Below are 13,540 nucleotides of genomic sequence, written 5' to 3'. Positions count from 1 at the left end.
GGAAGCAGCAGGCATGGCAAAACAATACGATGTGGCGGTGATCGGCGCGGGCGCGGCCGGGATGATGTGCGCGGCCGTGGCGGCCCAGAACGGCAAGCGCGTGGTGCTGATCGACCATGCCGTCAAACTCGCCGAGAAAATCCGCATCTCGGGCGGCGGTCGCTGCAATTTCACCAATATCAATGCCGGCCCGCAAAACTACCTGTCGCAGAATCCGCACTTCTGCAAGAGCGCGCTGTCGCGCTACACGGCCCAGGACTTCCTGGCGCTGGTGAAGAAATACCGCATCGCCCACCACGAAAAGCACAAAGGTCAATTGTTCTGCAACGATTCGGCCGAGCAGATCATCGCCATGCTGCGCGCCGAGTGCGAACTGGGCGGCGTCGAATGGCGCATGCCATGCAAGGTGGCCGGCGTGCAAAAACTGGAGAGCGGTTTTTCCATCGACACCGACGGCGGCGAACTGCTGGTCGATAGCGTGGTGGTGGCCACCGGCGGCCTGTCGATCCCGAAGATCGGCGCGACCGACCTGGGCTACCGCATCGCAAAACAGTTCGACCTGAAACTGGTGGAAACCCGTCCCGGCCTGGTGCCGCTGACCTTCGACGGTCCCAGCTGGGAGCCCTTCGTGCCGCTGGCCGGCATCGCGCTCGAGGTCGAGGTGAGCACAGGCAGCGCGAAAGGGAAGGGCTCGCTGCGCGGCCATTTTCGCGAAGATTTGCTGTTCACGCACCGCGGCCTGTCCGGCCCGGCGATCCTGCAGATTTCCAGCTACTGGCAGCCGGGCACGCCGATCGTGCTCGACCTGCTGCCCGAGATGGACGTGGCGGAGACCCTGATCGGCCTGAAGAAGACCGAGAAAAAGCAGCTGGGCAATGTGCTGGCCCAATGGCTGCCGGCGCGCCTGGCCGACGGCTTGCTGACAGCCAATGGCTTCGACCCAGCCGCGCGCTTGCCCGACATGGCCGACGCGAAATTGCGCAAGCTGGGTGACGCGATCAATCGCTGGTCCATCGTGCCGACCGGCTCGGAAGGGTATCGCAAGGCCGAGGTGACCCTGGGCGGCGTCGATACCCGGGAATTGTCGCAGCAAACCATGATGGCCAATAAGGTGCCGGGTTTGTACTTCATCGGCGAAACGGTCGACGTCACCGGCTGGCTGGGCGGCTACAACTTCCAGTGGGCCTGGGCATCGGGCGTCGCGGCAGGCTTGGCCATTGCCAATGGCTGATGTGTCAATTGCGGCACACCGCAGTTGACGGCGTGATAAACGCTTCCATTGATCGAAAAACGGTGCTAGAATTTCGTTCTTATCTAAATCCAACGGTTTGATTTTTACATGACCACTATCCGCCTTAAAGAAAACGAGCCGTTCGAAGTCGCAATGCGTCGCTTCAAACGCACCATCGAAAAAACTGGTCTGCTGACGGAACTGCGCGCGCGCGAGTTCTACGAAAAGCCAACCGCAGAGCGCAAGCGCAAGCTGGCAGCTGCCGTGAAGCGCCACTACAAGCGCATCCGCAGCCAGCAACTGCCGAAGAAACTGTACTAATTACAGCTCAGCCGGCCAAGACCCGGTGACGGCCATGTCTGTCCCGGCGAGTCGCTGATGTCCGCAAACCCGCTTCGGTTTCGCCGCAGCGGGTTTTGTCGTTTGTGCCACGCCATAGCCGGTCTCGTCAGTGGCGTCGCACATCCAGTCACACCACCGAATACGGAGATTCCATGAGCTTGAAAGAACAACTGACCGAAGATATGAAAGCCGCGATGCGCGCCAAGGAAAGCGGCCGCCTGGCCGCCGTGCGCCTGATCATCGCCGAAGTCAAGCGCAAGGAACTCGACGAGCAGACCCAGCTGGACGACACCCAGGTGCTGGCCGTGATCGAAAAGATGATCAAGCAGCGCAAGGATTCGATCACCCAGTTCGAAGCCGGCGGCCGCGCCGACCTGGCCGACGTCGAGAAGGCCGAGATGGCCATCCTGTCGACCTATATGCCTGCCGGCCTGTCTGACGAAGAAATCGCCGCCGAAGTCGCCGCCGCCGTGGCCGCCACTGGCGCCAGCGGTCCGCAAGACATGGGCAAGCTGATGGGCGTGCTCAAGCCGAAGCTGGCGGGCCGTGCCGACATGACCGTCGTATCAGGCCTGGTCAAGAAGGCCCTCGCCGGCGCTTGATTGCCACATGCTGTTCCCGCGCGCTACCGTGCGGGGACATCATCTTGTTGCATATCAACTTGCAGCAAGCGCTGCGGTATAGTCTGACTCTAGACAAACACTGTGTAACGCCAAGTGATTCCGCAAACTTTCATTACCGATTTGCTCAACCGTGTCGACATCGTCGACATCGTCGGCCGCTACGTCCAGCTGAAAAAGGGCGGGGCCAACTTCATGGGCCTGTGCCCATTCCATAACGAAAAATCCCCCAGCTTCACGGTCAGCCCGACCAAGCAGTTCTATCACTGCTTCGGCTGCGGCGCCCATGGCACCGCGATCGGCTTCCTGATCGAGTATTCCGGCATGGGCTTCGTCGACGCCGTCAAGGACCTGGCCCAGAACGTCGGCATGATCGTGCCCGACGCCGACGACCGTATCCCGCCGGCCCAGCGCGCCGCCCAGCAGGCGCAGACGCTGGCCATGACCGATGCGCTGACCCAGGCCTGCAATTTTTACCGCGCCCAGTTGCGGGATGCGCCAAATGCCATCGCCTATCTCAAGAACCGGGGGCTGACGGGCGAAGTGGCCGCTCGCTTCGGCATGGGCTACGCGCCGTCCGGCTGGGACAGCCTGCGCGCGATCTTCCCCGACTACGACGCCCACGTGCTGGTCGAATCCGGTCTGGTGATCGACAAGGTCGACGAGCAGGGCAATCACCAGCGCCGCTACGACCGCTTCCGCGAGCGCGTGATGTTCCCGATCCGCAATACCAAGGGCCAGGTGATCGGCTTCGGCGGCCGGGTGCTCGACGGCGGCGAACCGAAATACCTGAACTCGCCCGAAACGCCGCTGTTCCAGAAAGGCCTGGAACTGTACGGCCTGTTCGAGGCGCGCCAGGCGATCCGCGACGCCGGCTACGTGCTGGTGACCGAAGGCTATATGGACGTCGTTGCGCTGGCCCAGTTGGGCTTTCCGCAAGCGGTCGCCACCCTCGGCACCGCCTGCACCACGACCCACGTGCAAAAACTGCTGCGCCAGACCGACGACGTGATCTTCAGCTTCGACGGCGACAAGGCCGGCCGCCGCGCCGCGCGCCGCGCCCTCGAGGCCTGCCTGCCGCAGGTGAGCGATGACAAGACGATCAAGTTCCTGTTCTTGCCACGGGAGCACGATCCGGACAGCTTCGTGCGTGAGCGCGGGGCCGAAGCCTTCGAGCAAGAAATTGCCGACGCGATGCCGTTGTCGCAATTCCTGCTGCGCGAAGTGACGCAGGAACATGACCTCGACACGCCGGAAGGACGCGCCCACGCCCAGTTCGAGGCCAAGCCGCTGCTCCAGGCGATGACGCCGTCGAGCCTGCGCCTGCAGATCGTGCGCGGCCTGGCCAGCATGACCCAATCGACGCCGGCGGAGATCGAAAGCCTGTTCGAGTTGTCCAAGCCGGTGGCGACCGCGCGCCGCGCGCCGCCGCGCCAGGGGCGGCCGGAGCCGGTGGGACTCGAGCTCAAGATGCTGCGCATCCTGGTCGCGCACCCGCACCTGGCCCTGCTGCTCGACGAGCAGGCGCTGCAGGCCTTCGATTATTTTGGAGAAGAAAGTTCCGATCGCCTGCGCCACCTGGTCGAGACCGCGCAGGCCCTGGGCGAACACGGCACCTTCGCGGCCCTGTCCCAGCAGCTCAGGGAAGTGACGAATGAATACGACGCGATGATCGCAGAAATCGCGGCGGAGCCGGAAAATGAGGTCGATGGAGACCGCATTGTTCTGTTAAGTTCTGTGCGACAGATCAAGATGGATTCGTTAAAACAGGAGCTTAACCAGTTGTTTTCTTCTGGATTGACCCCAGATCAGGTGAGTGCTCGCTACCGCGAGATTGTTGCTCAGCAGGACCTTCTGGCCCGCGAGGCTGCTGCCGAGATGGCACCCCGATGATCACCTGGCTCCGCCCTGGACGCCCAGGCGCTCGCAACTGGAAAAAGGTGGGGTGCGTGCTATAATAAAACGCTAACTATTGCAACTGTTGAAACGATTTTCGGTTCAATCGGACGCGTGGTGTTTCAGTTAGCGAGGCCCATGGATTTGTGCCTGCAGGATGATGTAAGGTAACAAAACTTTATTTTTAACCATCGTAAAGTTAGTCGTTGTGACATCGAAAGCGCCTGTGCCAACCAAGAAACCCGAAACCAACGTGGCTGCGAAAACCACGAGAGCGTCTGCCGCCAAGGCGGACAATTCGCAAGACAAGGCCGAGGTTCGTACGGCGAACCCAGCGCCTGTCAGTCAGACGACCGATGCGGCTACCCTGGCCGCGATCGACACGTCGGGCTACGTCCTGCCTTCCGTCAAGGTGCCGGGACGGCGTGGCCGCAAGCCGAAGGAATTCACCCCCGAAAACGACGAGATCGCCGCACTGAACGCGGTCGAGCGCGCCGAGCTGAAGGCGGCGGACAAGGCCAAGGCCAAGGACCGCAAGGCCAAAGAAAAAGCGCTGCTGAAAGACGCGTTCTCGTCCGATACCGAAGCCAGCGAGGAAGAGCTCGAGCTGCGCCGCAACAAGCTCAAGGCCCTGATCAAGTCGGGCAAGGAGCGCGGCTTCCTCACGTATTCCGAGATCAACGACCACCTGCCCGAGAATATCGTCGATCCGGAAGCGATCGAAGGCATCATCGGCACCTTCAACGACATGGGCATCGCCGTGTACGAGCACGCGCCCGATGCCGAGACGCTGCTGCTGTCCGATAACGTTCCTAACGTCACGAGCGACGACGAGGCCGAGGCTGCCGCCGAGGCCGCGCTGTCGACGGTCGACTCCGACTTCGGCCGCACCACCGACCCGGTCCGCATGTATATGCGCGAGATGGGCTCGGTCGAGCTGCTCACGCGCGAAGGCGAGATCGAGATCGCGAAACGCATCGAGGACGGCCTGAAGGACATGATCCAGGCGATCTCCGCCTGCCCGGTGACCATTGCCGAGATCATCGACGCCGCCAACAAGATCGAGCGCGACGAAATCAAGATCGACGAAATCGTCGACGGCATGGTCGACCCCGAAGAAGGCGAAGAAACCTCGCCGAGCGCGGTCGCCCCGACCTCGACCGATTCCGATGAGGATGAAGAAGACGAAGAGGACGCCGAAGAAGAGGAAGAGGAAGAAGAAGCCTCGACCGGCACCGGCGCCGCCGCGGGCTACTCGGCCGAGCAGCTCGAGGCCCTGAAAGCCGCCGCCCTCGGCAAGTTCGACGAGATCGGCCAGCAATTCGACAAGATGCGCAAGGCCTTCGAGAAGGACGGCTACAACTCGAAAGCCTACGTCAAGGCGCAAGAAGCGATCTCCAACGAGCTGCTGGGCATCCGCTTCACGGCCAAGGTGGTCGAGAAGCTGTGCGACACCTTGCGCGGCCAGGTCGACGAAGTGCGCCACATCGAGAAGCAGATCCTCGACGTCGCGGTGAACCGCTGCGGCATGCCGCGCGCCCACTTCATCAAGGTCTTCCCGGGCAACGAGACGAACCTGGAATGGGTCGACGGCGAAGTGGACGCCGGCCACGCCTATAGCGCCATCCTGGGCCGTAATATCCCGACGATCAAGGAACTGCAGCAACGCCTGATCGACCTGCAGGCGCGCGTCGTGCTGCCATTGCCAGACCTGCGCAACATCAACCGTCAAATGGCGGCTGGTGAAATGAAGGCCCGCAAGGCCAAGCGCGAAATGACCGAGGCGAACTTGCGTCTGGTGATTTCGATCGCCAAGAAGTACACCAACCGCGGCCTGCAATTCCTCGACCTGATCCAGGAAGGCAATATCGGCCTGATGAAGGCGGTGGACAAGTTCGAATACCGTCGCGGCTATAAATTCTCGACCTATGCGACGTGGTGGATTCGCCAGGCGATCACCCGCTCGATCGCGGACCAGGCGCGCACGATCCGTATTCCGGTGCACATGATCGAAACGATCAACAAGATGAACCGGATCTCGCGCCAGATCCTGCAAGAGACCGGCGCCGAACCGGATCCGGCGACCCTCGCGATCAAGATGGAAATGCCGGAAGATAAGATTCGCAAGATCATGAAGATTGCGAAAGAGCCAATCTCCATGGAAACGCCGATCGGTGACGACGACGATTCGCATCTGGGCGATTTTATCGAGGACAACAACACCCTGGCGCCGTCGGATGCGGCCCTGCATGCCTCGATGCGCGGCGTGGTGAAGGACGTGCTCGACTCGCTGACGCCACGCGAAGCCAAGGTGCTGCGCATGCGCTTCGGCATCGAGATGTCGACCGACCACACGCTGGAAGAAGTGGGCAAGCAGTTCGACGTGACCCGCGAGCGGATTCGCCAGATCGAAGCGAAGGCGCTGCGCAAGCTGCGTCACCCATCGCGCTCGGACAAGCTGAAGAGCTTCCTCGAGGGCAGCAGCTGATTGGTCGTGAAGGCTTGACGTACTGGCAGTAAAGGCAATATGCTCTCGCCACTTCGCTCATCTGGTGTCCAGCCGGTGAGCAGGTGGCGAGTTCACTTTCCACCGTACCAGTTTCTGGGCCTCTAGCTCATGCTTGGTTAGAGCAGCGGACTCATAATCCGTTGGTGCCGTGTTCGACTCACGGGAGGCCTACCAATAAAATCAAGGGCTTACGGTAATGTGAGCCCTTGATTCATTCCGATGTTTGTCTGCATGTAGGCGCTGTGTAGGTGTTTCAACTAAGGCCGATTCATGTTGGCTCGTTAGATTCAGTGTCGCGAGGTGTTGAGAAAGGCTCCCATTTGCTGAAATTAACAAATGGGAGCATTCAGTTGATATGCCGAATGCGTCTATCGCATCGGGCATCAAGCGTTACAGCCTGTCACGTCAACGCCGCGAACAGTTTCTTTAAGTAAGTCTTTCCCCCCTCTTCCATAAAGAGGATGTGGCGGCTTTCCAGATCAGCCTTCTTCGCAGGGTCGCCCACGTTGAGCAGTTCCGCAAACTTCGTGGGCGACAGGACGAAGGCATTCAAGACCAACGGCGAGTCGCCTGCCTTAGCCTGCGATGCCAGCGTCGTTTCCAGCGTCTTCACTTCCTTGTACAACCCCAGCTTAGGGTGTGACAAGTCGAGATTGCGCAGTCCCTTCGGATCGACAAAGGTCAGCCATTGCTTGCCGCTGACATCGTCCACTAGCCACAGCAGGAAATCGGGATAGAAGTTGCCTGCCAAAGCGAAGCCCAAGCCTTTCTCCTCTCGATCCGCGTTGCGTAATAGATACAGACTGCGCGGGCCAATCGCTTCCTTGCCTTCGCCGGAGTTATAGAAGGCCTCCAGATCGCGGACAAACTCCAATTCGCTCGGCGCGTCAAACGCTAGCGGACGCAGCTTCAGCGGCACAGCATCCTTGTCTTCCAATGCCAACAGCGGGTAATACAAGTGCCGGTCGAAGCTGATGGCAACCATGTGCGGCGCGTTCCATTTGCTGGCCTCGCCAATCTTGCCGTCCGCTACCAGCTTTTTCAGCATTTCCAGCTTCGCCTGATACTCCAGACCGTCGTCGCTGTTCTCGATCTCGAACCGGTACAGCTTGAGCATCGATCCGTGATCGTCGTCGATGTGGGTGATGTCGTAGAACTGCCCTTCATAGCCGGTCTTCAGAGCTTTATAGAAGCGGTCGGTGTAGTCCGTCAGCAGTCGCAGCAGGATGTCTTCCTGCTTGCGGATGTCGGCGAACGTCGTCACCTTTAGTTCTGTCGCCGGGATGAACAGCGTGTACCAATCCTGCGCACCCGCGCAGAAGTCGACCAGCTTCTGCCTATCCAGGCGCAGGTTGCTCCAGCTGCGCTGCAGCTTGTAATCCTGTAAGGCCAGGTAGACGCGATCCCAATTGAACCCCGAGAACAGGGTCTGGTTCAGCTTGCCCTTGTTGCGTGCTTCCGTCGTGGGAGTCGTGGCCTTGTCCTTGCTGGACAGTGCCTCGACACGCGGGTACAGATCGAGCACCACATGGGGTGGCTTGATCTTGCCCTGAAACTGCATGGGAATTTCGTACAGCCACGGGAAATGCGTGCGCTTGAACCCGAGTTTCTGGTTGTCCTTGTAGCCGTCCTTCAACGCCAGGGTCTTGAGCTTGCCTTTGGGCAGATTGGTCCGTGTCGGGAAGTCCAGCTGCAGCATCTCGTCACTGGGCGTAATGCCTTCTTCGCGCAGGTAGTTCTTGAACGCTGCCATATAGTTGGCGCGCACGCCGAAGATGTTCAGCGCCTCCAGCTTGTCGAGATGCACGCCCTTGGGTCGGTCCTGCAACGAGGTGCGCTTGAGCGAGAAGCCCTTGCCTTTGAGGCGCACCCCGCGTCCGAACAACTGGATAATCTGCGAACCTTCACCCTGGCCCATGTTCAACAGACCCATCGTGGACACCCGCCAACTGCTCCAGCCTTCCGTGAATTTCCGCGAGCCGATCAGCACGTTGAGGCGGCTATCCTTGTTGTTCAGCGTGCCGAACAGCGCGCTGCCGAAGTCGTCGCGTTCGCTATCGAAGGCTTCCACATCCTCCGCCATCCCGAAGAGGCCAGCATCGTCGCCGATGTTGATGAGGCCGAAGGGATCGGCATCGCCTACGCGCAACGCCAGCTCACCCTTGCTGCTTTTGATGTTGACCAGTTTCAGGCGCTGGCGGGCCGAAGCATTGAACACGCGCAGCAGGATGTCGGCGTACAGCTCATCCACGCGACCGCTGAAGTCCATCAAAGGAGTGAAGCGCCCACTGAAGATGTTGTTGCCCTTGGCGTCGAGGATCTGCGCTTTGTCGGCAATCAGATCGGCCAGCCAGCTCTTGATCTGCGCGTCGTTGTTCAGGAAGTCGGCGAGGAAGCTCACCACTTCCAGAATGTCCGACTCCTCGCCTGACACGGTGTTGCCTACGAACACCCACAGCGGCTTTTCGATGTTGAAGTCGGTGAGCGCCGAGCGGTGCGTGCTCCACAGCCAAAGCTGCTGGTAGTAGGCGAGCAGGCAGGCGGTGAAATACTTACGGGCGTTGTCCGCCTGCTCGTAGGCCTCGCCATTCATGTTGAGGATCAGCGACTCCTTGCCGTAGCCGTCCTCATAGAAGAACTTGTACGAGTAATCGAACAGGATGCACTTGGCGTAGATCTCCCGGGTAGCGGTGAGGCGCGCGCGGCGCTTGTCCTCTGCCGATAGCGCCAACTGCGCCATTTGCCCATCATCCAGACTACGCAGGCTGGTGGTGTTGAACAGCATTTTGGCGCGCTTTTTCTGGATGTCTTCTTCGGCCGCCGCCACGGTCATGCCCTTGGCCACCGCCTGCCCGAAGGTGGCCGAGTACTCGAACGCAAAACCGCCTCGCACCAGCGCATCGCGCCGCGCCATCCACGCGCCCGCCGCCGTGCCCGTACCCCGGTGGCCTTCGTCCACCAGCACCAGGTTGTTACCCTCGAAGGCATCCACGGCAACAGTCTTGTCGCCCATCTCATCACCCAGTTTGTTGATGTCGATGACTTCGATGGTGCCTCGCGCAGGTGACTGGGCCTTGTTGAAGAGCTGCGAGAATCCAAAGCCGGACAGGTGCAGCTCCTCCAGATGCTGGCGGCTCAATCCTTCGTTGGGCGTGAGCAGGATGATCTTGCTCGGGTAGTGGTCACTGCGGCCCGCCTGAAAGTAGTGCAGGTACTGGCGAATGTTAACGTGCAGGAGCAGGGTCTTGCCGCTGCCGGTGGCGTTCCAGAAGGCGATCTTGTTCAGGTCGTCCGCCTCGAAATCGCGGAACGGTTCCGCGCCCGTCTCGGTGCGGTAGCGCGTTAATTCCTCGTTCAGGCCATCGAGCAAGTCCTGACGGTGGTTGAAGTACCAGTCCAGATACAGTTCGGTAAACAACAGCGAGAGATACTGGAAGTACTTCATCTGCAATTCGTGGCCTTCCAACTTGTTGCGCTGGACGGTGATGGCCTGCCAGTGGGCGACAATGTTCAGGTCGTAGCGCCGCAGGTCAGCTTCGGGCACCTTGTTGGGATCGAACAAGCCTCGAGTCAGCTCATGGAAGAACCTAGTTTGTCCGTCCTCGTCAATGCCCTCGAAGCGGTCATCGCCCAAGCGCATCTTCAGTGCCGCCAGCGTGCCGCCCTGAAAGAAACCCAGCACCCAGCGGTTGAGCACCAATTCCTGATGAAAGCTGCGCTTCTTGCCGCCGCGACTGGAGCGGGCTGCGCCGCTTGTGCCTGAACCAGCGGCAGGGGTCTTACGTGGTCGTGCCATTAGATGTCCTCCACCGAGAACATGCGATCTAGAAACTCTGGCTCGATCTGGCGCAGCTTGAGTGCACGGGTGGCTCCGCCTTCCTCGGCCGTCTGTGTTAGCTCGGTGGGGATGTTGTGGTCGCCGTTGATATAGACCACGTCGAACTCGTTGTCCGCCGGGTTGATGGCAAGCTTGTCGCAGAGCTTGCTGACGCCTTCGTAATCCAGCACATCACAGTCGCGCCACAGCACTAGGCAGCTTCCACCGCTCGGCAGCGTGCCGGTGACGGTAACAAAGCCGCGCTGGGGCTGGGCGTCGATGTGCTTCACGCGCAGGCCGATCAGGTAGTTGAAGGTGTCGACCAGATCAATCTTGCGCGGCGCGAACGCGCCTGCGGAATCCAGGGCCACGTTGAGGGTGTAGTCGAAGGGCTTCCTGAAATCCTCCACAGACAGCAGCGAGCCACGACTTTCCACGTCCAGCAGGTAGTTAAGTAGGTAGTCGTCTCTGGCCTGCTGCGGCAGCGTGTGCAGCAGATCACCTTGCGCGGCCGTGCGGCGTAGTTGCAGGTTGTTCAGTGTGTCTTCGTAGCTTTCGAGCTTGAGGACTTTGAAACAGTGGGAGATGCCGGTTTCTTGCGCAAATGGCTTCCCATCTGCCCATGCATCCGAAAACACGACCTTTTTGATCCTGGGAACGAGGATGCTGTCAAAATAGTCCCCTTGCTCGACCAGCACATAACGCCTTGCCCCACCGTCCTCCCGGTTCATGGCGAGCACGCCGTGGGCCGTGGTTCCTGTACCTCCGAAATAGTCCAGGATCAGCTCGTTTTCCTTCGTGCCAAGGCGGACAACCGTTTTCATCAATCCCAAGGGCTTGGGAAAACTAAAGTCGGAGAAGCCGAGCGAGCCGAGTTCCACAGTCCCTTTTTCGTTGATGACATCTACATCAAACAGGATGGACTTCGGGGCCTTCACTGACATCCTCGCCTTCTCGAACACACGCCACTCGCCGTTCCGCGTTTTTCTAGCGACCAGATTTTTGTCCGTAAGCTTGCCTGACTCTTCTCCTGATTCTTTTCGCACCGTGGGAATCCCCCAGCGCCAGCACGAATCGGCGCCCTCGCTGTTTCGTGGGTATATTTCCTCGGAATACTCTGCGGTCTTCTGCGTGGAGACACAGGAGAATCCACTTCCGCTTAGTTGACTTTCGGATGCGTAGAGAGGGAAGAACAAATTCGGTCGATTGAACCGGCCAAATTTTGGATTCCGGTTTCTCAGTTCCCAAAGCTCATACGGGCCATGCTCGTCCTTTTCCGCATCTTCGACATCGCGCGGCAAGCCATTCAATATTGTTTCCGCATCACTGTCGTACGCAAACAGATACTCGTGGGTCTTTGCCACGGACTTGTATGTTTGCCCGCGCTTATTGGACTGCACGATCATCTGGGACTCAAGGTTGCCTTCCCCAAACTGATTGTCCAAAAGCGTCTTCATCCTGGACGACTCGTTGTCGTCGCAGCTCGCAAAGAAGCTGGCTCCGCCAGCCAGCAACGGCATGGTGGCTTGTAAGGTCTGGTTCAGAAGAGCCAACCAGGAAGAGTGCCGGTACTGGTCACGATAGAGGAACGAGTCGTTACCCGTGTTGTAAGGGGGGTCGATGTAAACACACTTCGCGGATGATTTGTGTTTTTCAGCCAAAAACCGCAGACCCTGGAAGTTATCGCTTTTAACAACAAGTCCATTTGCAACGGAGTCGAGGTCCTCGATTGAAGCCAGAAAACGATTGCGAAAATCGGCGCTGAACAAGCTGGTATCCACAATCCGATACGGAGACACCTTCAAGTCGCCCATCGTCCCTGGCGCATCACCATTCCAAACGCCCAGCTGTTTCCACTGCGCCCACTGCTGCCCGTTCGCCACCACCTCCGGCCACAGCGCTTCCGGTACCCGATCCAGCGTGATGCAGTAGTGGCTGGACACCACAAACTTCTTTTTCAGCCACAGCTTCTTTTGGAAGTCCTCCAACTGGGCCAGGAAGGCGATCAGCTCCAGCGCAATGCTGCGCAGGCACTGGATCATGCGCAGATTTTTTTCGATGTCGGCGAACGCGCCTGCGTTCTGCACATCGTCCAGGTGCATGACTTCGTTCTTGATGTAAAAATCCAGCTCGCGCCGGAGGAAACCGCCCAGATCCTTGTGGATGAAGTAGTCTGCCGTGTTCTTGGTGGTGTAGGCGGACAGGTGCTTTTCCAGCAGGGTGCGCTGCGGGTTCTTTTCGGTAGGTGCGCGGTTGCCCAGGGCCAGCCAGCGGGCTTTGACGGCGGCGTCCGTCAGCACGGCCCCCACCGCCCTGGTGACCAGCGCCTCCTGCTTGGTGCCTTTGGGATGGGCGGCGTACTCGAAGCGGATGATCAGCTCCTTGCTGCCGTCGATGCCCGTTACTTCCTCCACCGGCACCAGCTCTTCTTCGTATTCGTCGCCGTTTTCATCCACACGAGTGATGGTCTTGGCCGCCACGAGGGCGAAGCGGCGCTCCTTGTCGTTATCCTTGCGGTTGTCCTTGGCGGTGTCGGCAGCGGCCAGGCGCAAATGCACGGTGCGACCGTCATCGAGCCTGAAGCTGTAGTTACTGAAGTTTTCGCCGCTCTTGGTGTAGTACTGATCCTTGTTGGCCCAATGCAGCATCACCTCTTCGCCGGCGTAGGGGATGGCGTACGTGTCGCCCTTGTAGCGGCGCTGACTGATGAAGTCGCCTTGCTCGTAGTAGCGAGAGAAGAAGGCCAGCAGGTGCGAGAACACAGCGTTTTCGTGTTCGCTGCTACCTGCGCTGGCATTCTTCAGCTTGACTCGCAGTTCCTGCACCTCGGGTACGGAGTCGGGGCTGACGCCCAGGGCCTGGGCGTTCTTCTCGGCATCCTGCAGTTCTGCCTGCAATTGCTGTCCGCTGGCGGCGCTGCCTGCAGAGAGGGCTGCCTGCACCTTCTCGGCGAGCCGGTTTTGCAGGTAATCGTTGATCTCGCTCGCACGGGCGTTGAGGATGCGGTAGATGCCGAAGTCTAGTTCCGGACGGTCTATCTGGAAGATCTCGCGCAATTTGGCGACAAGCTCTTGGAACTTTGGGTTTTGTTTGTTGGTCATCGGTTGCACTTATCTTGGGCTTTT

The 13,540-nt window shown here is 59.6% G+C and carries 7 protein-coding genes and 1 tRNA gene; 6 read left to right on the top strand and 2 right to left on the bottom strand.

Features of this window, described 5'->3' with window-relative positions; translation table 11 throughout:
* Positions 1–13 precede the first annotated feature (13 nt).
* From KY496_RS14645 to KY496_RS14620, 6 genes are all read left to right on the top strand, one after another.
* Positions 14–1,231, top strand: coding sequence for an NAD(P)/FAD-dependent oxidoreductase (locus KY496_RS14645; RefSeq protein WP_219861271.1), 1,218 nt, complete (start codon positions 14–16; stop codon positions 1,229–1,231).
* Between the two features lie 108 nt (positions 1,232–1,339).
* Positions 1,340–1,552: a 30S ribosomal protein S21 gene (rpsU, locus tag KY496_RS14640; RefSeq protein ID WP_005665410.1), complete on the top strand. Its 213-nt coding sequence runs from the start codon at positions 1,340–1,342 to the stop codon at positions 1,550–1,552.
* A gap of 173 nt (positions 1,553–1,725) precedes the next feature.
* Positions 1,726–2,175: a GatB/YqeY domain-containing protein gene (locus tag KY496_RS14635; protein WP_005665412.1), complete on the top strand. Its 450-nt coding sequence runs from the start codon at positions 1,726–1,728 to the stop codon at positions 2,173–2,175.
* Positions 2,176–2,289: 114 nt separating this feature from the next.
* Positions 2,290–4,086 carry a DNA primase gene (gene dnaG / locus KY496_RS14630; protein WP_219861269.1) on the top strand — a complete coding sequence of 599 codons (1,797 nt, stop codon included), beginning with the start codon at positions 2,290–2,292 and terminating at the stop codon, positions 4,084–4,086.
* 256 nt (positions 4,087–4,342) lie between these two features.
* On the top strand, positions 4,343–6,577 hold the full coding sequence (gene rpoD, locus KY496_RS14625) for an RNA polymerase sigma factor RpoD (protein WP_040775841.1): 2,235 nt from the start codon (positions 4,343–4,345) through the stop codon (positions 6,575–6,577).
* 116 nt (positions 6,578–6,693) lie between these two features.
* Positions 6,694–6,772 (top strand) — tRNA-Ile (locus KY496_RS14620).
* Between the two features lie 226 nt (positions 6,773–6,998).
* Here the strand turns inward: KY496_RS14620 and KY496_RS14615 are convergent.
* Both KY496_RS14615 and KY496_RS14610 read right to left on the bottom strand, forming a co-directional pair.
* On the bottom strand, positions 6,999–10,394 hold the full coding sequence (locus KY496_RS14615) for a DEAD/DEAH box helicase family protein (RefSeq protein ID WP_219861267.1): 3,396 nt from the start codon (positions 10,392–10,394) through the stop codon (positions 6,999–7,001).
* On the bottom strand, positions 10,394–13,516 hold the full coding sequence (locus KY496_RS14610) for a site-specific DNA-methyltransferase (protein ID WP_219861265.1): 3,123 nt from the start codon (positions 13,514–13,516) through the stop codon (positions 10,394–10,396). The genes KY496_RS14615 and KY496_RS14610 overlap by 1 nt, the downstream gene beginning before the upstream one ends.
* Between the last annotated feature and the right edge of the window lie 24 nt (positions 13,517–13,540).

This window comes from Massilia sp. NP310, from assembly GCF_019443485.1.
Lineage (GTDB): Bacteria > Pseudomonadota > Gammaproteobacteria > Burkholderiales > Burkholderiaceae_D > Telluria > Telluria timonae.
This window is presented reverse-complemented; position numbering and strand designations above follow the sequence as displayed.